Raw genomic sequence first — 21,739 nt, forward strand, 5'->3', positions numbered from 1 at the left:
AGACAGAGTGCCCATCACATGAAACAGTCAGTTACACAAAAACCGTGACAGACCCCAGAGGGACCGGTCAAACCCAACTATGGCTTACGCTATGTACGATTACTCCTGTTCGATTCTTCGTCAATCTCTCGTAGTATGTCTTCAGCCACCTCCGTAACCTCTACAGGTCCACGCACATTCTCCCCTGAGCGAACCCCTAGCGCCACAACAAGTGGGGCCAGTGCTTCAACCTTCCGCTCGTTGCTTTTCAAAACTTTCAGAATCTCGCTTTCTGACGTACCCTCGGCGACCATACCCACTACACCGGATTGCATCATACCCATTGAGTCTTCGTTATCCTGATCGAATTTAGAGTAAATCGTCTGAAACAAGGCCAAAGCTGCGTCTTCATCTGATTTGTTATACAGCGCTTTCATCCGTATCCAGGAAGTAACGGTTCTCTCCTGACTGTTCTCGCTGTTTCCGCCTAGGAGCCGTCTATCTGCATCGTCGCACGTACACAGTGCTTCATCAAACATTTCAAGGGTGATTTGATAATACGCCTTGGCATTTAAGGCACGAACGACATCCGCAAGTCCATCAGACGTCTCCAAATCACCGAAACGTTTAACCAGGTACTCGAACGTTGTTATTGCCTTGTGACTCTCGCCTTGATGGCCGTGTGCTTGTCCCTTATTCAGCATCGCTCTTGCCACAGCTGATTGCAGTTCAGACGACTCGCTGGATCCGTAACGCTCAATGACGGAATCGAACGTTTTGTAAGCGGCTTCAAAATCCCCAAGCTGACCATGTGCTACACCGATGTTGGTGATCGCACTGGCGACGACTATCTTCATCCCATCTTCCGGATCATCACTAAATCGGTTGATAACCTCCTCATACGATGCAATCTTTTCCTCTCTTTTACCAAGTTCCCCTTTGAGCATACCTCTATTTAGTAACGCTTCAGCGACAACCTTCCGAATATGAGGGTCAGCGGTTTTCTCGTGGCGACTGACAACTGCCTCTGTCGTTGCTAATGCCGCATTCAGGTCGCCGAGACTACCTTCCGATCTGCTCTTGCTGAGCATCGTTGAAGCAACGAAGATCTGCACTCTTGGTTCTTTGCTATTGCCAATCTGTTCTATTGTTTCGTCAAACGATGCGATCGCTGCATCGTATTCTCCTTTTCGGTCATAAATATGCCCTATGGATAACGATGCCATGGCGACAAGTAATTCGACGTCCGGGATCCTTATGCTTCCGAATTCTTCAACAATAGAAGCGAAAACGGGAATTGCATCATCGAGTTTGCCCGCATGATACAACAGATTTCCTTTAATCAACTTGGGGCTAAGACTGAATAACAGTTGCTGGCGCTGTGAAAGACCAGTCGTTAAAGGTCGTTGAAACCCCTCATTGGATGATTCAGGTTCCGCAACTGTTGTAACTACTTGATCGTAAAGATAGCCAAAGTGAGGAATCTCTGCTTTTACGCGATCTAAACCCTCTTTAATATCCGGAAACTCCGCGGCTTCTGATCGAAATCCCTCGGCCATCGTTACAAGTTCATGTTTGGTGTAAAACACCGCCATGAACCGTATCAGGTATTGAACGATAGCTGCTTCACTCCGTTCTCGTCTGATTTTATAGTAAATGCTGTATAGTCGCTCCGCAGCGGAGTACAAGCGCTTCCTGCCTGTTCCCTGAACCTTTACCACACCACGCTCGATCAGTCTGCCAAGAAGACTGGAAACACTGCGAACATCTAAACGTGCTCGGGCAGCAATCTCGCCGGTACTTGAAGGTCGCCAAAGATCAATCGTGGCCAGATAGACACGGCGCTCCGTTGGCGCAAGTGCTTCCAGGTGTCCGCGGAAGTACTCGGTATGATCGTCTACGAGCGCCACCAGCTCTTCCATCAATTTCCGCAACGAGCGATGTCCGGCGAACTCCGCGACAATCACCAGCAGGCGGGGGTTACCACCGGTAAGAATCTGTAGCGGGCGAATGCGGCGTTCAGACACATCATCGCCGCTTATTACTTGCCACAGCCTTTGGCAGGCTTCGGTATCCAACGGATTCAGTTCAAGTATTCGGAACAGTTCGAAGAAGGGTTCCCGTACGTCATCCAGCCGCTCGAAGCGCTTGGTGGCGGTGCCAAGCAGGATTATCTGAGGTTCAGTCTGCAATGTCTCTCGCAACTGCCAGCCGAAGTCGCTGTCCACGTCATCGCATAGTGTTTGCATGTTCTCGATCATGAGTACGAGTTTTCTTCCCAATCGGTCCGATGCGTTCATCACGGTGGCTTTGGCACGTTCCGCCAGGAATTCGTCCCGCCATAGACCGGCCAGATCGGCATGGGTGGCCTTTAATTCCCGGGAGAGATCCGGATCAGTTCGCGCGATCTCTTTTGAAAGATGGAAGAGCGTTTCAAGCCAGAAGTCGGCGATGTCGAATACCTCATGACTTTCTTCCATGAATCGCACTGGCAGCATGCTCCGGGACAGTTCATTGTCAGCACGCAGCTCCGCGGCGACGCGGGCTAACAGCATGGTCTTGCCTCTGCCTCGAGGTGCAACAAGAAGGACGTGCTGGCAAGCAGGCGTTTCAATATTCCCGCGTAGCACATCAGTCACGATCCCCAGTTCAGGTTGTCGTACCACGAACTGTCTGATTACCTCTTCATCGGCCTGAAATGTCCCTGGATTGAATTTCCGTATCGTACGGGCCTGGGCCGGATCCCTGGCTGTTTCTTCATTCATCGCGGTCACCTCCTTCTGGATATACTCCTCACTCATCGCGGACCTGGCCACGTAGCTCGATAGGAACGTGATGATGACCAAACCGCGCGGCCCACCAGTCCTTCAGCAGGCACGATGGAAATAGGTAGCCTGCTTCGCGTGACTCCAGGTAACCGTCATGTTCGAGTATGTCGAGGACCTCCGAGATGCGATCAGGTGCGTCATCTACCAGGGGTAAGTATAGGTTGCCGAGTATTCGTTGTACTTCGGGAGTCAGGACTTCCTTCGTGGATGTTTCTGCCAGTACTTCCATAGCTATGGTGTGATCCTGATCATCGCCCAAAGCATCCTTCAGGCGCGTTTCATAGTGAATAAGATCGTTTTGTCCGGCTGGACCTAGAAGTACGTTTTTGTATACGACTTCCACATCCGAAACATACACCTGGTTTTCGCCCTGTAAGAGTGCGTGATCGGTCAGCCTGGCGAAAAACGACTGGACTTGATGCGGAATCCCTATACCTAGTCGCTCATAAACTGCTTCTGCAACACCGGAATCGATCTTAAGTGTCGAATTGTCGGCGAGTCGATTCAGGCACTCGATGGTGGCTTCACGGCTCCATGGGCCCAATCTGAATGGGTCGAGATAGTTTATGCGATCAGGTATGCCGAGTCGACGTACGAGTGGAGTCAGTCCAATACTACCGGATACCATGAGTACAAGCGATCCACCACTGACCTGTTGCAACACTCCTCGCAGCCAACTAAGAAACTCGTCGACTCTCTGGCGGCCTCCCTCTACAAGGAGCAATCGTTTGAGAAAAATGGGCATTTCATCGATCACGAGGAATACTGGGTTTGCATGTGCAGCACAATATCGAAGTAATCCGCCCCCATGTTCCTTCCAGTTTTTTTCACTCAATCCGGCCCGTACTCTCAGTCGGAAATCAAAAGCACCGGTTTCGTCAAAACTCTCGGTGAACCATCGCTGCATCGTTTGTGCAAATCGTGATGAGATCGAACGAATCGGGTGTACCGCTTCCGCAATATCCGAGATCACATCTTCCGGGCCAGTCGCACCTTCAACGTCAGCAAACAGAAACACCCATCCATCTTCCTCAAGTCGACGTCCCAGTTCCCGTGCGATACTGGTCTTGCCCATGCGACGCTGACCTGTCAGCAACACGTGGTTTCCATCCCGCACACGCTGATCGAGTATGCGTAGTTCGTTTTCTCGATCAAAAAAGTCATTACCACTCACCCATGGTCCGGTAACAGATTTCATCTTAACTCCTGTTTTTTATGATTTAGCCGACTGGAATTCGTGTAGTTTCTCCGATCAAGATACTAGTCAACAATTTTGTTGTCAACATATTTGTTGAATTGATGGCAGGTTGACTGAGTTTAGGCTTTCAGGCTTTGCGTGGATGTGATTCAGTGATATCGACCACCGGAGAGATTGACCTTGACAACCGACGGTGAATCGGGCATTGCTAAACATCATCTCACACCCGAACTTGCATCGTATATTGAATCGTCGAGCAAGCCATGCTGTTTGGCGCACGAGTTGAATATCGGAGGCACAATGTCTACCGAGCACGCTACGGATAGTGAACCGGGCAAAGGGGACGCGTCGACAATGGCCGTCGAGAATGCCACCACTTCCACCCCCGCCCCCACCCCCATGACCGACGAGCAGAAGTTCTTCTTCGACCTGAAGGGCTGGATCCTCGTGCCTTCCGTGCTGTCGGAGACCGAGATCGAGGAGATGAAGGCCGAGGTGTACGCCGCGGTTGAACCGGACGACAAGGGCAAGAACAACGGTTTTAAAAGGGGTTTCCAGGGCAAGCTGGCCAACCTGCTCGATCACCCGGCCGTCGTGGGCATTCTCAACGAAATCCTGACCGAACCGCCCTTCGTGGGGGACGACCACTACGGTTTCCGTTGCGAGAACTCCTTCCTCATGGTGCGGGATCCCGGCTGGGAATCGACCGTCAAGGGTACCGGGCTGCCCCATGTCGTGCGCCCTCCCCAGCAGGCCAACGCCATGCGCTACCAGGTGCAGGGCGGCAAGATCTTCGCGGGACTCACCCGGGTGGTCTGGGAATTGGAGGAAGTCAAGGCAGGATACGGCGGCACCTCCTTTCTGAGCGGCTCGCACAAGGCCCATTTCAATTATGGCGGACCGGACCGGTACCGTCCCAACATCAGCGAATCTCCCTGGGAGGAAAGTCTCTACGCCGCCTTGGAGAATTACAGTTGTCCGCCGGGCTCCATGCTGGTCTTCACCGAGAGCCTGATCCACGCGGCGAACGACTGGAGCAATCCGGACAACCGGCGCTGCGCCGTGTTCAACTGCTACAACTCGATCTGGGCGCAGTGGCACCGTCTCAACCTCGACCACGAGATCATCGACAAGATGCCTCCAAAGCGGCAGTCCCTGTTTCGCGGCACGTGGCAGCTGGGGGGCGATGGGAATCGCGCCTACTCGCTGGACAACCGGTCGGTGTAAACGGCTCGGTGAATCGTTTCGACCAACGGTGCGTCCCGCCGTGTTACTGAGCGATGTAGTCAGGAGTTGTTTGTGACCGAAATCCCCGGTGGCCTCGATGCCGTCCCGCCACACCCCGCATCCGTCCCGCGAAGTTCCGACCTGAAGATCACGGCCCTGGAAACCATCATCCCAGATGACATCATGCCCGGGTTGATCCTGCTGCGGATCCATACCGACGCGGGTATCGTCGGCCACGGGGAGTCCTATTACGTCCCCCAGGCGGTGGCCGCCGTCATCCATGACTGGCTGGCCCGCCGGCTGCTCGGCAGCGACCCCCTGTCCATCGAACACCACTGGCGGTTCTTCTACGAACGGTTCAGCGCGTTTGGCTCGCGGGGCGCCGAGATGCGGGCCCTCAGCGCCGTCGACCTGGCTCTCTGGGACCTCCTGGGCCAGGCGTGCGGTCGGCCCGTCTGGCAACTCCTGGGCGGAAAGGCTCGCGAAGCCGTACGGGTCTACAACAGTTGCGGTGGTCCCACCTATGGACGTCGCCCGCCGGGCGCACCCTCCGAACAGGGCTGGCCCGGTCACGGCGACATCGGCAAACCCGGTCCCCTGGAAGACAACTGGGCCGCCCACCACGCCGCGGGCGACCTGGCGGAGGAACTGGTGGCGGAAGGGTACACGGGCATGAAGTTCTGGACCTTCGACCGCGCCTACCGGGCCCACGGCTCAAGCTATCTGCCCATGTCCACGGTCCGGGAATGCGTCAAGCCCCTGGAGGAGGTGCGCAAGCGGGTGGGCGACCGGATCGAGATCCTCCTGGACGGACACGGATTCTTCCAGCTTCCCGCCGCCCTGCGTATCGCCGAGGCGGTGCGCGACCTGAACCCGATGTGGCTCGAGGACGTGATGCGGCTCGACAACGTGGACACGCTCAGGGACTTCCGCAACAAGGCCGGCGTGCCCCTGGCGGTCAGCGAGATGTACATCAGCCGGGAGGACTACCGCCACGTGCTGGAGAGAAACGCCGCCGACTACCTCATGGTCGATCCCACCTGGGTGGGCGGTATCAGCGAGACGCGGCGGCTGGCCGAGATGGCCCAGGGCTACAACATCCCGGCGGCCATGCACGACTGTACCGGTCCGCTTACGCTGTTCGCCGGCATCCACGTCGCCACAGCCGTGCCCAACGTCGTCATCCAGGAGTCCGTCCGGGCCCACATCAGGACCTTCTACGACTTGCTCATCGAGCCCAACATCGTCGTCGATCACGGTTTCGCGCGGCCACCGGAGGGACCGGGCCTGGGTACCCGCTTGCGGCCGGACCTCTTCGATCCGGAGCATCCAGGATACCGGATCAGCAAGGCGTAATCATGTTAAAAGTCGACCTACTTGAAACGAGCGCGATCGAACGGGCCGCCGCGATTTTCCATCGGGACGGCTTCGTCTGCGTGACGAATCCCCTGGACGACGAGCAATTCGCCCTTGTCCGATCGGGCGCTGAACGCGTGATGGCGGAGCAGGAAGCCGAGTTCGGGCGAGAGAAAATGAACCGGGGCTTCGCACGCCACTCCTTCGGCAGCCAGGTGCACAACTGGGAATGGTGCGTCCTCATCGACCTGCCCACAATCCTGCCGATCATAGACGCGATCTGGGCAAGCGACGACTATACCTGCACGGGTGCGGGCGGCGACTACTCCCTGCCCGGCGCGAAGATCCAGCACCTGCATTCCGACCGGAACACCGACCTCTTCAACGATCCCCTGGGCCGGGTGACCCACCGGGATGTCCCGGCGCCGTTTATCGTCATCAACTTCACCATGGTGGAATTCACCGTGGAGAACGGCGCTATCCGGTTCATTCCCGGTACCCATCGGTCCCGGGCGTCGATCCCTTCGCTCGAAGAGGAACCGGAATGGATGCGCACGAACCATCTCTGCGCGCCGGCGAATACGGCCATCATCCGCGACGTGCGCTGCTGGCACGGGGGCACGGCGAATCACTCGGACATGAAACGGCCCATGACGAGCGTGGGCTATCATGCACCGTGGCATCGGGCCGTCGAGGAGAAGTCTCTGCCGCAGGAGCACTACAACCGGCTGTCCGCGCGAGGCCAGCGGCTGTGCAGGCATATCGTGGCCTCAGTATAGACTCGTGATCATTTCGTCAAGGAAATGCCCAAATACAATCAAGGCACAACGTGGGATACGCCCTTCGACTTCTGCGAATCACCCAATGAATCACTCGATGAAACACCCGATGAAAATGCTTCCGCGCGCGCTCCTCGTCCCCTTCCTACTCCTCGTCCCCTTCATACTCCTCGTCCCCCTGCTCCTTACAGCAGGTTGCGGCGAAGAATCCAAACCGACCCGACCCGCCGATCCCGCACCCGTCCGAATCGTGATTACACCGTCCTCCGGTCTGCTCACCGGCACCGGCCAGATACTGAGATTGAGCGCCACCCTGTATGACGCGACCGGGAATACACTGACCGGTATCGGCATCACCTGGAGCAGCAGCAACGCGTCGGTGGCGTCCGTAAGCAATGACGGCGTGGTCGTAGCCCGCTCCGCAGGCACTGCGCAGATCACCGCAGCCGCGGGCGGGTTACGGACCAGCATCACGGTAACGGTGTCACGCACGCCGAGCCGGATCGTCGTGACGCCGGTATCGGCACGGTTAACGGCGGAGGGGGAAACGCTGAGGCTCGTGGCGGTAGTCCTGGACGCCGACGGCGCCGAGATAGACGACGCACCGCGGACCTGGCGCAGCGAGCATCCGATGGTGGCCTCGGTAAACGATCAGGGTGTGGTAACGGCGCACATGAAGGGTGAAACACGGATCACGGTAACCTCGGGAGACCTGTCGGCCAGCGTACCGGTGACCGTCGCCATTGTAACCCCGACGAGCCGCATCGTCGTCTCCCCGGATTCCGTGAACATGACTTCCATCGGCGAAACCGCGCAACTCTCCGCCAGGGTCCTTGATCCCAACGACCAGGAGATTCCGAGCCCGGACCTCACCTGGACCAGCGAGGATGAAGCCGTGGCCACGGTGGATGGTCAGGGCGTGGTGACGGCGCACATGAACGGACAAACGCGCGTAACGGTAACCTGGGAGGAACTGTCGGCCGGCGTGATGGTGACGGTTGTACAGGCGGCGGACCGCATTGTGATTACTCCAGACGTCGTACGCCTGACTTCGATCGGAGAGATGGTCGAACTCTCCGCGTCGGTACGCGATGCCAACGACGTGGAAATCACAGGTGCCGAACCGACCTGGACCAGCGAGGATCCGGCCGTGGCCTCCGTGGATGGCCAGGGCGTGGTGACGGCACAAATGTCCGGTACAACGCGCGTGACCGCTACATTCGGTATGGTCTCGTCGAGTGTATCCATCTCGGTCGGCGAAACCGATACGGACCGTGAACTGCTCATCGACTTTTACCACGCTACCGACGGTCCGAACTGGACGGACAATACCAACTGGCTCACCGACGAACCCCTGGACCAATGGCACGGTATTGAAGTCGATTCGACGGGGAACGTCGTGTCGATCTGGCTTAACGGCAACGGGTTGAAGGGTCCCATCCCGGCCATCCTCGGAAACCTGCCGCATCTCGAGGTTCTGGGCCTGGTGGACAACGAACTGAGCGGTGAGATACCAACGGAACTGGGCAATCTCCAGGAGATGCGCCGCCTGCTGCTGCAGGTAAACCAGTTGTCGGGCGCCATTCCGTCTTCGCTGGGCGATCTGACTAAGCTCGACACCATGGATCTCCACCTTAATCGATTGACCGGCGAGATTCCATCGACGTTAGGCAAGCTCGCGAACCTTGTTTACCTTCATCTTGGCAACAACCTGCTCAACGGTCCCATTCCGCCGTCCATCGGACAACTCGACAAGCTGGAAAGAATCTATCTTGGCCAGAACAGACTGGTCGGTGAGATCCCTTCGGGGGTAGGAGGATTGACCAGTTTGATCGAAATCTGGGCAAATGGGAACTTACTAACCGGGGAAGTACCCGAGGAACTGGGCACATTAAAAAACCTGATCTCGTTGGATCTCAAGGACAACGCCGGAATGCAAGGGCCCTTGCCCCGGACGTTCCTCGAACGGAACATGGAATACCTGCAACTCTTCGGCACGCAGGTCTGTCTGTCCAGGGATCTGGCGTTCCGTGAGTGGCGTCTTTCGTTCCATAGCATATACGTACTGGACTGCGAGGCAGGACCCGACCTGATCGCCCTGGAAAGGCTTTACTTTGACGTGGGAGGTCAGAACTGGACGAACAACGACAATTGGTTGAGTGCGAAGCCGATGGACCAGTGGTTCGGCGTCTCGGCCGACACCTCCGGAGGGGTCATCGCCATCGAACTGCCCGGAAACGGACTGACCGGTATGATTCCCCCGGCCCTGGGGGGACTGTCCCAACTGGAAAGACTCGATCTGGGCGTCAACAACCTGACGGGCGGCATACCCGGTGAACTGGGCGCCCTTCAAAACCTGAATGAGTTGCGACTGCACGACAATCCCAATCTGTCCGGATCACTGCCGGGTAGCCTTGCAGACCTCGATCTGACTGTTTTATGGCTGCAGGGTACCATGGTCTGCGCACCGGCTGACCCGGCAGTGCAAGCATGGCTGGCCACGATTGCGGATTGGCAGATAACAATGTGCGACCCGGTGGATCCCATCGACCCCGTCGATCCCGTCGATCCCGTCGATCCGGTGGATCCGGTGGACCCCGCCGATCCTGTTACACCAAATGACAGGCAAGTGCTGGTCGAGTTTTACAACGCCATGGACGGTGATGAATGGAGCAACGACAACTACTGGTTGAGTGATCGACCTATATCTGAATGGAATGGAGTCGAGGTAGATTCCGACGGAAGGGTTACTGTGCTCCATCTCCAGTACCAGAGACTGATTGGCAATCTGCATACCTCGCTAGGGAAATTGACCGAACTAGGTGAGCTGAATCTTGCAGAAAATCACCTTAGCGGCACGATTCCATCCTTCTTGTTCGGATTGACCAAACTGAAGATCCTGAATCTCCAGGATAATGATTTCAGTGGAGGGGTTCCTTCCGGATTGGCAAGCCTGTCAAACCTGCGGTCGCTCAACCTCGGCACGAATTCCCTGACCGGAGCGATCCCCTCTTCCCTCGGTAGACTGACCAATCTGACCGAGCTGAAACTAAATGAAAATGAACTCGATGGAAGAATCCCGCAGTCTCTGGGCGGACTTTCCAAACTTACAGCACTGGACCTCAGCCAGAACAGTCTGAGTGGAGGTATCCCATCCAGCTTAGGCCGTTTGTCCAACTTGAAAATGCTAAGACTCTATGACAACGAGCTTTCTGGCGGGATCCCTTCCGGATTGGGCGATCTTGAGAGCGTCCAGGAGTTGACGCTTGGCGAAAACGAACTTACAGGTACCATCCCATCGTCTTTCGGCGACTTGCAGAGGCTCAGGACCTTAAACCTCAATGACAACGACCTTGAAGGCGGTCTGCCAGCCTTCCTGGCGGAACTTCCGGACCTCTATGCATTGCGGGTCAACAACAATTCCCGGATGTCCGGCGAGATTCCTTTCGCATTCGTAAGGTCCGGCCTGGGCGTGCTTCAGGGTGGTGGTACGGGCCTTTGTGCACCGTCGGCCGAAGGATTCAAGACCTGGTTGAGGAGACTGGTAGGCGGAAGTTCAATCAAACCCTGTACGGGATCAGTGGATGAACGGGCAATATTGGTGACGATTTACAACGCAACGGACGGTCCGAACTGGAGACTCAGTTTGGAATGGTTGAGTTCCAGTCCCATTGACGAATGGTGGGGGGTCAGTATTGACGATGAAGGGCGTGTCAACCGCCTGCGCCTCAGAGGTAACAGGTTGTCAGGGAAGATCCCCACAGGATTGGCCCAACTGGAAAACCTACAATACCTGGACATTTCACGTAACCAACTGACCGGTGGAATTCCCGCGGCGCTGGGTAACCTTTCCAAACTGCTCGACGTACGCCTCGATCATAACGACTTGAGCGGCAGTCTGCCGCCTGCGCTGAGAGCACTCGAGAGTATCACGTTAATCAGCTTGAACGACAATGGATTTACCGGCACGATTCCGTCGGCGTGGGGCGACCTCACTACGCTTCAGTGGCTGTATCTTGAAAACAATAAACTGAGCGGCGGAATACCCGCTTCGCTGGGTAACCTGACCGCACTGAAGGGGCTGTACCTTCAGAACAACGAGGCGATGTCCGGATCGATCCCCAGCGCCCTCACCGGCCTGACCAGCCTCGATGACCTGAGGCTGGACGGCACCGGACTGTGCGTGCCTCGGACCGACGCGTTCCAGACCTGGCTGGATGGTATTGAAACCAAGCAGTTTAGTTACTGCGAGGCAGAAAACTAAGGAATCTGAACACGTTCAAGGATGTTGACAAGCTGAATACATGCTGTTGGCAGGGATTGACGGCGCGCGGTTTGTCGTCCCCGCTCGTGAGTGGTATTCCTTCCACTTCCTTGCTGAACGGATACACCAGAATTCGACCAGGCCATCTCCGTCTGTTCATCCCTAATGAATCCGCGTCACCATTAACCAGTTTAACTCCGACTTCCTTCCATATAACCGAAAATACCTCAGAAGCCACTTAAACCAAAATCTCTGCGTTGCGGTGCGACCTGTGAACGTTATATTACGCCGTCGACAGGACTAAGCCGTCGACCAAATAACACCATCGACGATTCAGAAATGACCTCATGGAAAACTACATCAGTAATTCCTGATATGACAAAGATCCTGTTGCTGGCTACAGCGGCGGTATGGTGGAGCATGGCCGCAGGAAGCGTTCATTCTCCGCCAACAGCCAACGCCCAGGTCAGTGCCAGGGGCGCCGACCAAGTCAACGCCCGGGCTGCCCACCAGACCGATGCCCAGATCGCCACCCAGGTTACCGAACATCGTCTAACCCTTTTCCACACCAACGATCTGCGGGGCAATATCTACTCCGAGGACGGCTTGGGCGATACGGATCCGGCAGGGAACCTGGATCCGGGAAACGCAGCGTACCTAGGTGGCCTGGCCGCACTCGTGTCGATGATCCGTGTCCATGAAGGCGCCGGCGTTCCGACCCTGGTCCTGGACGGCGGGAACGCGATGGACGCGACGCCGGCCTGCGACGTGGACGGCTGCCGCACGTTGTTTCAACTCATGAACATGGCGGAATACGATGCCATGGCGTTAGGCGGGCTCGAGTTCACCTACGGTCTCGACACGCTCGCAACCCGTGTGGGCCAGGCGGATTTCCCCATGTTGAGCGCCAACCTTGAATTCGGCGATACGGTCGACGGCAATGGAAACGCGGTCGACGAGAATGAAGACGAGGTCGGTGGCACAGCCGACACGATCCGTGACTCCATCGCTCCTTTCCTGCTGACCGAAAGAAGCGGGTTGCAGATCGCCGTCATGGGCCTCGTCTCGTCCCGGATGGCCGACGACCTTTCATCGGTGGGCCTCGCGGCCCTGGATATCCAGGATCCGCGCGAGACGCTGGAATCGCTACTGGCCGGTCCTGCGGGCCGCGCGGACGTACGTATCGCGCTGGTCAACATGAGCATGGACGAGGCAAGGGATCTCGCGCTGTCCTTTCCCCAGGTACAGCTGTTCATCGCGGGAGGCACGGCTGCCGGTCCCGAACCGCGCCCGGCGGAGCATGTGGTCCGGTTCGTCGATGGCAGATACCTGGTTACCACGCCGGGACGGGGCACACATCTGGGCAGGCTCGAAATCACCTTCCGCCGGGAAGGGGGGATGACCTCCATTTCCTATCTTAGCCCCGTCCTGGTACCCGCCGGTTCGTCCGCGCTTCCAGATCTCGCGACCACTCCCGATTCCTCCGATTCATCCGATCCCGCGGGAACGGATCCCGTCGCACCAGCACCGACGCCCGCGCCACTGGATCCCGGGGTATCGGCTGTCGTCGCCGGGCACATGGAGACCGTGCGCGAAGTTTATGACGTCCGAATTGGCCAGACCCGGGCACCCATCGAGGATACCGGTTCCTGGATCGCCGACCTGGCGCGCACGAGACTGGCGGCCGACGTCGCCGCGATCGACCGGCACGCCCTGCGGCCGGTACCACTGGACGGGGAGATCCGCCTGCGTTCGGTAACGCGGTTGGTGCGCGACGACGACGTGCTCGTCCGTATTGCCGTGTCGGGACGGCAGTTGCGGGCATGGGCCGGCAGGCTGCCGCGGGAACACGACGTGGTCTTCGCGGGGTACGATGCCGTATCCGGCGCGGTTGACGGTCAGCCGCTGAACCTGGCCAGGACGTACGTGGTGGCCATGCCGATGATGCTGGCGGACCCGGACCTGACCCAACGGGCCAGGAACGCACGCAAACTGAATGATCCGGGCACACGCATCGGTCTGCGGCAGTTGGTGACGACCCATGTTCGGCTACGCGGGAGCGTGGACCGGTGGGAGGGCATCCGGCGCGGGCCGCGAAGTGTGATGGAGGGCAGCACGCGGCTCAACGGCTCCCTCTCACAAACTACGCTGGAAGGACCTGCCGACCAGTACAGCCGCGATCCGTTCCTGAGCGGCGAGGAGTCGCTGGCCTGGCTCGTTCGCGTCGAGCACCAATCAACCCGTTACACCCCGGCGGGATCGTTTTCAGCACAGTTGAGGACAGGCTACGGCAGGTTGAACAACAATGGAAGCCAAAGGGAGGCCGTGGACCGGATCGACGGCGAACTGCTCTATTCCCTGCCGTCCTCGCCACTGTCCCCATTTCTGGGGCTGGACGTCAACACGGTATGGACGGGCGGCGAAGGACAGAAACACCCCGTCGTGCTGCGGTTCAAGGGAGGTCTCCAGACGGATCTGGGTTCCCAGGCGATCGTCCGTGTCGGCCTGGCCCTGGAAAGAGACCGGATCACCGCGGTGAACGTCGTGGGCGTCGAATTGGCGCCTGAGTACCGGACCACACTGCTGGAAGGCAATACCCTGGAATCGCAGGCCCGGGTTTTCTGGGGCACCGGACAGCGCCAGACGATGTCCGTGCAACACTACAACCACCTGCGGTTCCGCCTGCTGGACGATCTTTCGGCCACGCTCGACGCGAACCTTTTCCTGCACCGGGACAGCGACGTCGACCGGGCCGCCGTCAAGTTCGAACTGCAGGTCGGCCTGGGATACGACTGGCGTTACTACAGGTAAGTGGGGAACACCCGCGCCGAACCCCTACCGCTCCCACATCCGCTTCTTGTCATCCGCGCAGGTAATGGTCAGTGCCGGCCCCAGCTTGTCGATGTTCAGGCGAAGGCTGTCGCCGTCCTGGACGGGACTCAGGGCGTAGTGGTGCGTGCCCGTGGAGACCACGTCGCCGGGCTCGAGGGTGACCACGGCGGTCACTTCGGCCAGGAGTTCGGGGATGTGCCGGGCCATTTCGCCGGTGGAGAAGTCGTGCTTGAGGTTGCCGTTGATCCACATCTTCGCGGGCAGGTCATTGGCGTCGCCCACCTCGTCAGCCGTTACCAGCGCGGGACCCATCGGACCGAAGGTGTGCCAGCTCTTGCCGAGGAAGAAGCCGCCGGGCAGTCCACGGGCCGAGACGTCGATGAACTGGGTGTAGCCAAAGATGTGGTCCAGGGCCTCGTCCGCGCTGAGCTTGCTGGCCCGCTTGCCGATGACAAGGGCGAGTTCGGGCTCGAAATGGAAGACCGAGGCGTCCGTGTCGGGCAGTTCCACGACCGCGTCCTGGCCCATGACGGACGTATTGGATTTCAGGAAGGCGTTGAAGGTCTCCTTGGTGGGGTGATCGGGTTCGATGTAGTTCCCCGCCAGGCAGAGCAGTTGTCCCGGGCGCGGCAACGGCGCCCGAAGGCTGACCGTGGATAGGGGCGTTCCGGCCTGGCCCTGCGCGGCCTCGGCGATGCGGCCGCCATAGGTATCCCAGTCGCTGATGACCGCTTCGATCTGAGCCTGGGGGCTGGACGCCCCGGCACCTGAAACGGCGGACGAAACGTCGATGATCGAGTCGTTCTCGATAACGCCCAGGGTGTAGTCGTCGTAGAATGCCAGTTTCACGTAATCCTCCTGTCTACGGATGTGTTATGCATCTGTAATATGTGCCGGCGCGTTGTCGGCAAAATCAAGTAAAGCGGAATACACAGTCGGCGGAAATGGACGAGTTAATATAACCGGACCCGGCGTTCCGTCAACTCCATTAAAACGTATACCGCACCCCGGCCTGCACCTGCCAGCGGGACGAGAGGTTGGTGGTCTGGAACACGTCCTCGCGGTCGACCCTTCCGTCTTCGTTGGCGTCCCGGACCCGGAGATCCAGGTCCGGCCTGCCCTGTTCGTCGTACCCGTCGAAATTGAACAGGCTCGCGGCGTCGAACCGCACATATCGGCTTTGGCCCCAGTCGCTGTTGAACAGGTTGGTCAGGTTCAGCACGTCAAGCGTCAGTTCGAAGTGCTGGTTCCGCACGGAAGGCAACTGTTGTATCAGGCGCAGGTCCAGCCGGTTCCGCCATGGCGAACGGCTCGCGTTGCGCCGGACGATGCCGCCCCGGGCCGCGCGCAATGTGGGGTCGGAATCGATGAATGCGTCGACCGCCCGCCACTCGTCGTCGGTGACCTCTGTGCTCACGTCGATTCGGCTCGCCGGGATGTAGGCGAGGTCGTTGCCCCGGATCCCGTCGCCGTTCACGTCGTCGGCGTACATGTAGCTGTACGGATCTCCCGCGCTGCCTTCGTAGAAGACGGAAACCGTCGTTGGAAGCCCCTGTCCGATCTCGAATTTCCAGGACCCGCTGGCCAGGACCCGGTGCCGGACCTCGAAATCGGACGTGGCCGTCGTCTCGCCGTTGGGGTCGTCGGTCTCGTTGTACTGCCAGTTGGAGATGGCCCGGCTCGACCGTCCGCTGTTGATGTCCTCCGCATCCTGGAACACGTATGCCACGCTGCCGAAGAGTCCGGGGAGGAGAGGTGTGTCCTGTCCCTTGCGCAGCCGCAGCGTCAGGTTGAACTGCCGGCCCCTGTCCGTGTTCTCCAGGAGGATGACGTTCGTGAAATCCCCGCTGACCTTCCTGCCGCCGTAGTCGGGCCGTCCGTCCGGCGTCACACCGGTCGGCCTGCCGGCGTCCCCGATGTTGAGGTTGCGGAACCGGACCTCGTCGAGGTTCCGGGCCAGCAGGACTTCCACGGTACCGACCAGGTCCAGTGGCAGCCTGCGGTCGAGGGCGAGGTTGGTGCGGAAGACCCGGGGCAGCCGGAACGCGGGATCGATGACGTTGACCTCCGAAGTCTGCGGCGCAGAGAGACCTGCGTCCAGCGGCAGCGGTTGCGCGAAGGGGTCGGCCACGAACGCGGGGACTTCCTGATCCCGGAAGGTGGCGAGATCGATGCGGGTGAAGTCCACGCCGCTGTTGCTGTATGCGTTGGAAAGCCAGACGGCCGGCGGCAGTCCCGCGAAGACGCCGGCGCCGCCGCGGATCTGGGTCCCTCGGTCCCCTCCTGCGTCGAGATTGAACCCGAAGCGGGGAGACCAGAGCACCTGCCCGTCCGGGGTCCGGTCCGTCCGGTGGCCGGCGAACTGGCGGGCGAAGCGGTCGTTGGCCAGGGGCTCGTCCGGCAGGATCGGCACGTCGGTCCGCAGCCCGAAGTTCAGGCTGAGCCTCGGACTGACTTTCCAGCTGTCCTGGACGTAGAATCCCAGCTGCACGTAGTCCCAGGCGGCGCGGGGCTGTTCGACGCCGGGCACGCTGGACCGGCTCAGGAGGTAGCGGGTGGGGGTGCCTTGTTCGAAGGCCTCGATACCGTCGAACTCGTAGGCCCCGTAGTAGTCCTGGATGAACAGGTTGTCGAAAGAGACGAACTCGTTGTGCGTGCCGATTGTTATGGTGTGATCCGCCCTGAACAGGTGGAGGTCGTTGGTGAACTCGAAGGTGTCCTGGTCCAGCGTGTTGGCCTGGGAGAACCGTTCCACGCCGAGCCGAACCTCGCCGAGGAACGCGCCGCCCGGTTCCTCGAGATCGATCCCGACCTGGGGAAAGGAAGCGGACAGCGGGGACCGCTTGTCCCGCACGCGGCTGTAGGATATCCGCGCTTCATTGGCCAGGCTGCGGGAGAATGTGCTGTTGAGCTGCACGACCGAAGAATGGGTGACGTTGTCGCGCTTGAACTGGTTGCTGGTAAGCGTGAAGAGGGTGCGTCCCCGGTTCAGCCCGTCGTCCAGGTCGCCGTTCACCAGATTGTGGCGCAGGGTGAGTCGGTGCCCGGGCGAAAGGTTGACATCCAGCCGCGCGAAGATCTTTTCGTTCCGCGTATCCTGTGAGTAAGGGTCGTATCCGCCGGCGTCGTAACCGTACTTCTCGCGGGCGATGTCCACGATCCGCTGCAGATCGGCTGAGTTTCCCCCGAAGCGGATGGGCTGGTCCGAGTCCGCGGGACCCGCGCTCGAAGGGCTCGAACGGCGCCGCAACTCTCCGTTGACGAAGAAGAACGCCCGGTTCCTGGCCACCGGGCCGCCGAGCCGGAATCCGAGCTGGTAGTCGGTGAAATCCCCGAATTCGTCCCCGTCCAGGTCTCCCACCAGGGATTCGTTCCGGCCGAACCAGTACAGAGAACCCCGGAAGCGGTTCGTTCCGCTGCGCGTCACCGCGTTGATGAGCCCTCCCGCGAAACCGCCGGAGCGCACGTCAAAGGGCGCCACATGCACCTGGAATTCCTCGATGGCGTCCAGGCTGATCGGCTGGGCGTCCACCTGGCCCGTGGGCAGCCCTTCGCCCGTCAACCCGAAGGCGTCGTTCAGGACCGCGCCGTCCACCTGGAAGTTGTTCATGCGGTTGTTCTTGCCCGCGATGCTCTGACCGCCCGCCTTCGAAGCGGCCTCGGGCGCCAGCCGAGTGTAGTCCTGTATGCTCCGCGCGATCGAGGGCAGACGGGCGATCTCGATCGCCGAAACGTGGGTCTCGGTACCAGTGTTCGACGCGTTTAACACCTCGTCCCGGTGGGCCGTAACGGTGATTTCCCCGGCCTCGATGAGGTCCCTGTCCAGCTGGAAATCAGCACGCAGGCTCTGGCCCATGGTCAGCAAAATGTCCTGCCGGACGGCGGTGCGATACCCGATGTAGCTGACCCGGATCTCGTACGGACCGCCGGTCCTCAAGCCCGCGATGTTGTACCGCCCGTCGGCACGGGAAAAGACGCCGGAGGAGACACCCGTCGGCTCGTGCAGGGCAACCACCGTAGCATCGGGAAGCGGCGCACCGGAGTCGTCCAGAATCCTGCCGAAGAGGGCCGCGGTCGTAATGCCCTGTGGGTAAGCCGGGACCGGCTGGAGCAGGACGGGGACCAGTACGAGGATCAGGACGAGGGTCAGGACGAAGTTCGGGACCGTCCGGCTCGGAATGCCCATGGACCGCAATCTCCTTTTCGATAATTCGTTTCACAATTCCGGGAACGTCGAATATAATACCCCACAAGTCCAAATACGAAACGGAAACTTTCATTTTAGGAGCCTCTCATGGCGCTAATGGAAATAGAACCCGGCCTCAAGATCGCGGGACAGATGTCTCCCGAACCTTCGCAGGAGGACCTGCAGTTCGCCCGGCAACTGGGTATTGAATACGTCTGTCTCTGGACGGATGGCGAACACGCCAACTACGACTATTTCATGAGCCGGCGGGAGATCTACGAGGAAGCCGGCATCAAGATCTACGGTTTCGGGAACAGCGACGTGCACAACCAGGACGCCATCGTGCTCAACCTGCCGAACCGGGACGCGAAGGTGGAACAGTACAAGCGCTACATACGCGACCTCGGCCGGGCCGGCATTCCCTATACGACCTATGCCCACATGGGGAACGGGATCTGGAGTACGGAGCGGGAGACGACCCGCGGCGGCGCGCCGGCCCGGGGATTCGACCTGGCGAAAGCCGAGGAAGGCCACTGGGGCGGGCGGATGTTCAGGATGCCGTTGACCCACGGTCGGGTGTACAGCGAGGACGAAATCTGGGACAATTTCGCCCATTTCATTGGGGAAGTCGCACCGGTCGCCGAGGAAGCGGGCGTCCGGATCGGCATCCATCCGGACGATCCTCCCCAGCCGGAACTCGGCGGCATCCCCCGTTGTATCTTCAGTAGTTACGACGGTTACTACCGGGCCATGGAAATCGCCGACAGCCCGAACGTAGGGCTCTGCTTCTGCGTCGGCTGCTGGCTCGAGGGCGGATCGCTGATGGGCAAGGGTGTGGAGGAATCGCTGCGCCACTTCGGCGAACAGGGCAAGGTGTTCAAGGTCCACTACCGGAACGTGGACCAGCCCCTGCCGCATTTCGTGGAGACCTTCATCGACAACGGGTACTTCGACATGTACCAGGCCGCACGTGTCCTGGAAGAGACCGGTTTCTACGGGGTCATGATCCCCGACCACATCCCCGAGATGGCGGGAGACGGCCGGATCGGCTACGCCTACTCGATCGCGTACATGAAAGCGCATGCCGACCGGGCACGGGCGGAGTGCGCTGCCGCGTAAGCACGGGCGGAGTGCGCCGCCGCGTAAGGGCACGGGCCGGCGGGAAATGTTTGACCGCGCAGGTGAGATACCTCGTTCCCGACCTCTCCCGGGGAAAGATCGGCGCGCGTCATGAATGAACTGAACGATTTCCTTACCCACCTGCTCATCGAACGGGGGCTGTCGCCGAACAGCCACGAGGCGTACCGCCGCGACCTGACCTCCTACAAGGACCACCTCGACCGGCGGGGGATCGCTTCGTTCTCGGACGCCACGCGCCAGGACGTGCAGGGATTCATCACGTACCTGCGCCGCCGCGGGCTCGCGCCTTCGAGCATCGCGCGGCACGTATCGGCGGTACGGATCTTCCACCGATTCCTCATCGGCGAGGGACTGGCCACCGCCGATCCGACCGAGCACGTCCGGGTGCCCAAGCAGCCCCGCCGCCTTCCAGTCGTCCTGAGCCGGGAAGAGATCAGGACGCTGCTCGAACAACCCGATCACACGACGTCACTGGGACTGCGAGACCGGGCGATCCTCGAGTTCATGTACGCCACTGGCCTCCGCGCGTCCGAACTGCTGGATTTCAGGCGGCCCGATCTCCTCTTCGACACCGGGCTGGCGCGCATCTTCGGGAAGGGCGGCAAAGAGCGCCTGGTTCCCGTGGGCCGCCAGGCGATCAACGTGATTCGAAACTACCTGCACAAGGTCCGCCCCGCCCTGGCCTCATCGAAGAGCGGCGAGTTGCTCTTCCTGAACGCCCGCGGCGGCCGGCTGTCCCGCATGGGCCTATGGAAGATCATGGATACCTACGTGGAACTGGCGGGCCTCGAAAAGAAAGTCAGTCCCCATACCATGCGACATTCCTTCGCCACCCATCTCCTGGAAGGGGGCGCCGATCTCCGTGCCGTCCAGGAAATGCTGGGCCACGTGGATATCGCCACGACGCAGATCTATACCCACGTGGACCGCGAATATCTCAAGGACGTGTACGCCCGGTTCCATCCGCGAGGGTGAAGAAAGCAGCCGTGCTTTCTGGACAGCATAGTCTGCCGGAGAGCCTGATCAGCATCGAAAGCCCGGATAATGTGGTCTGCCCGGACGGCCTGGTCTGTGCGTGCGGCCGGGTTGGCCTGGTCATTTCGGTGGACGCCTGAAGAGGCTGACGGTCCTGCTGCCCGCCAGGGCCGCCGCGACGACGGCCAGCACGCAACAAAGAAGGGCGAATACGTCGCCGTAACGGGTGTAAAATGTAACCCCGCCCCGGTTCGGATGCACGTTCGCAACGGTGGTTGTGGCGACCATCATGGGCGTGGTGCCATAGATGGCGCCCGTGGCGGAGATGAACCCCGATATCCCCGTGTTCGCCGCCCGGATGATCGGCGTGCCGTTTTCCACGGCGCGCAGCACCGCCATGGAGAAATGCTGGGCGGGTGCCGATGAGGTCCCGAACCAGGCGTCGTTGGTCATGACCACGAGCACGTCGGCGCCGTTCAGCGGGAATCTTCTGACCAGGTCCGGGAAGATGGATTCGTAGCAGATGACCGTGCCAACACGCATATCCTGCCCGGTGAGCGGCATCACGGTCAGTTCGTCCCCCGGCGTGAGGTCGCCGATCGCGCCGGTCAGCCCGGAAAGGAAGGAAAACATACTCGGAAACGGCAGGTATTCACCAAAGGGCACCAGGTGCATCTTGCTGTAGGAACTCACGATACCTCGTTCGGGCAGCAACAGGAAGGCGCTGTTGTAGATGTCTTCTTCACCGGGACGGTAACCCAGCGCCCCGGTAAGCAGCGGAACCCCCGCCTCCTCGGTCAACGCGTGCACCTGTTCGTTGTACGCTTCATAAGCCGGGCTTTCCAGCCAGAAGGTCATCGCCGTCTCAGGAAACACGATGAACTCGGGGTCCTGGGGCACTATCGACCGCGTCAGATCCCGGTAGACGTCCACGGTACGCTGAAGCTCTTCTTCCGACCACTTAATGCCCTGTTC

Annotated in this window: 12 protein-coding genes; 7 read left to right on the forward strand and 5 right to left on the reverse strand. The window is 59.7% G+C overall.

Annotated features, from left to right (window positions below):
* Positions 1 to 89: 89 nt before the first annotated feature.
* Positions 90 to 2,744 (reverse strand): tetratricopeptide repeat protein, encoded by a 2,655-nt coding sequence (locus OXH56_15050; protein ID MCY3556630.1) that lies wholly within the window; start codon positions 2,742 to 2,744, stop codon positions 90 to 92.
* Positions 2,745 to 2,772: 28 nt separating this feature from the next.
* A complete protein-coding gene (locus tag OXH56_15055; protein ID MCY3556631.1) occupies positions 2,773 to 4,005 on the reverse strand; it encodes an ATP-binding protein in 1,233 nt (410 codons plus the stop codon).
* 300 nt (positions 4,006 to 4,305) lie between these two features.
* Between OXH56_15055 and OXH56_15060 the strand changes: the two genes are divergently transcribed.
* The 5 genes from OXH56_15060 to OXH56_15080 all read left to right on the forward strand — a co-directional run bounded on the left by OXH56_15060 (position 4,306) and on the right by OXH56_15080 (position 14,442).
* Entirely contained in the window at positions 4,306 to 5,232 is a 927-nt protein-coding gene (locus OXH56_15060) for a phytanoyl-CoA dioxygenase family protein (protein ID MCY3556632.1), read from the forward strand.
* A 72-nt stretch (positions 5,233 to 5,304) separates the two neighbouring features.
* Complete coding sequence (locus OXH56_15065) at positions 5,305 to 6,588, forward strand: mandelate racemase/muconate lactonizing enzyme family protein (protein MCY3556633.1); 1,284 nt, start codon at positions 5,305 to 5,307, stop codon at positions 6,586 to 6,588.
* Between the two features lie 2 nt (positions 6,589 to 6,590).
* Positions 6,591 to 7,367, forward strand: coding sequence for a phytanoyl-CoA dioxygenase family protein (locus OXH56_15070; GenBank protein MCY3556634.1), 777 nt, complete (start codon positions 6,591 to 6,593; stop codon positions 7,365 to 7,367).
* 115 nt (positions 7,368 to 7,482) lie between these two features.
* Entirely contained in the window at positions 7,483 to 11,631 is a 4,149-nt protein-coding gene (locus tag OXH56_15075) for an Ig-like domain-containing protein (GenBank protein ID MCY3556635.1), read from the forward strand.
* Positions 11,632 to 12,006: 375 nt separating this feature from the next.
* On the forward strand, positions 12,007 to 14,442 hold the full coding sequence (locus OXH56_15080; GenBank protein ID MCY3556636.1) for a hypothetical protein: 2,436 nt from the start codon (positions 12,007 to 12,009) through the stop codon (positions 14,440 to 14,442).
* Positions 14,443 to 14,466: 24 nt separating this feature from the next.
* On the opposite strand, the gene OXH56_15085 is transcribed toward OXH56_15080, so the two are convergent.
* Positions 14,467 to 15,312, reverse strand: a complete 846-nt coding sequence (locus tag OXH56_15085) for a fumarylacetoacetate hydrolase family protein (protein ID MCY3556637.1) — start codon at positions 15,310 to 15,312, stop codon at positions 14,467 to 14,469.
* Positions 15,313 to 15,451: 139 nt separating this feature from the next.
* Positions 15,452 to 18,649, reverse strand: a complete 3,198-nt coding sequence (locus OXH56_15090; GenBank protein ID MCY3556638.1) for a carboxypeptidase regulatory-like domain-containing protein — start codon at positions 18,647 to 18,649, stop codon at positions 15,452 to 15,454.
* A 108-nt stretch (positions 18,650 to 18,757) separates the two neighbouring features.
* Here OXH56_15090 and OXH56_15095 point away from each other — a divergent pair, with 108 nt between their 5' ends.
* Both OXH56_15095 and xerD read left to right on the forward strand, forming a co-directional pair.
* Positions 18,758 to 19,768 (forward strand): mannonate dehydratase, encoded by a 1,011-nt coding sequence (locus OXH56_15095; protein ID MCY3556639.1) that lies wholly within the window; start codon positions 18,758 to 18,760, stop codon positions 19,766 to 19,768.
* 111 nt (positions 19,769 to 19,879) lie between these two features.
* On the forward strand, positions 19,880 to 20,764 hold the full coding sequence (gene xerD / locus OXH56_15100; protein ID MCY3556640.1) for a site-specific tyrosine recombinase XerD: 885 nt from the start codon (positions 19,880 to 19,882) through the stop codon (positions 20,762 to 20,764).
* A gap of 120 nt (positions 20,765 to 20,884) precedes the next feature.
* Here xerD and lnt read toward each other — a convergent pair.
* Positions 20,885 to 21,739 (reverse strand): apolipoprotein N-acyltransferase (gene lnt / locus OXH56_15105; protein ID MCY3556641.1); only part of this gene is annotated, 855 nt, incomplete at its 5' end.

It is taken from the genome of Gemmatimonadota bacterium, from assembly GCA_026702745.1.
Lineage (GTDB): Bacteria > JAAXHH01 > JAAXHH01 > JAAXHH01 > JAAXHH01 > JAAXHH01.

Coding starts and splice junctions, on each gene's coding strand:
- OXH56_15060 (MCY3556632.1), top strand. CDS start 4,306: ATGTCTACCGAGCACGCTACGGATAGTGAACCGGGCAAAGGGGACGCG.
- OXH56_15090 (MCY3556638.1), bottom strand. CDS start 18,649: ATGGGCATTCCGAGCCGGACGGTCCCGAACTTCGTCCTGACCCTCGTC.
- OXH56_15070 (MCY3556634.1), top strand. CDS start 6,591: ATGTTAAAAGTCGACCTACTTGAAACGAGCGCGATCGAACGGGCCGCC.
- OXH56_15055 (MCY3556631.1), bottom strand. CDS start 4,005: ATGAAATCTGTTACCGGACCATGGGTGAGTGGTAATGACTTTTTTGAT.
- xerD (MCY3556640.1), top strand. CDS start 19,880: ATGAATGAACTGAACGATTTCCTTACCCACCTGCTCATCGAACGGGGG.
- OXH56_15095 (MCY3556639.1), top strand. CDS start 18,758: ATGGCGCTAATGGAAATAGAACCCGGCCTCAAGATCGCGGGACAGATG.
- OXH56_15075 (MCY3556635.1), top strand. CDS start 7,483: ATGCTTCCGCGCGCGCTCCTCGTCCCCTTCCTACTCCTCGTCCCCTTC.
- OXH56_15080 (MCY3556636.1), top strand. CDS start 12,007: ATGACAAAGATCCTGTTGCTGGCTACAGCGGCGGTATGGTGGAGCATG.
- OXH56_15050 (MCY3556630.1), bottom strand. CDS start 2,744: ATGAATGAAGAAACAGCCAGGGATCCGGCCCAGGCCCGTACGATACGG.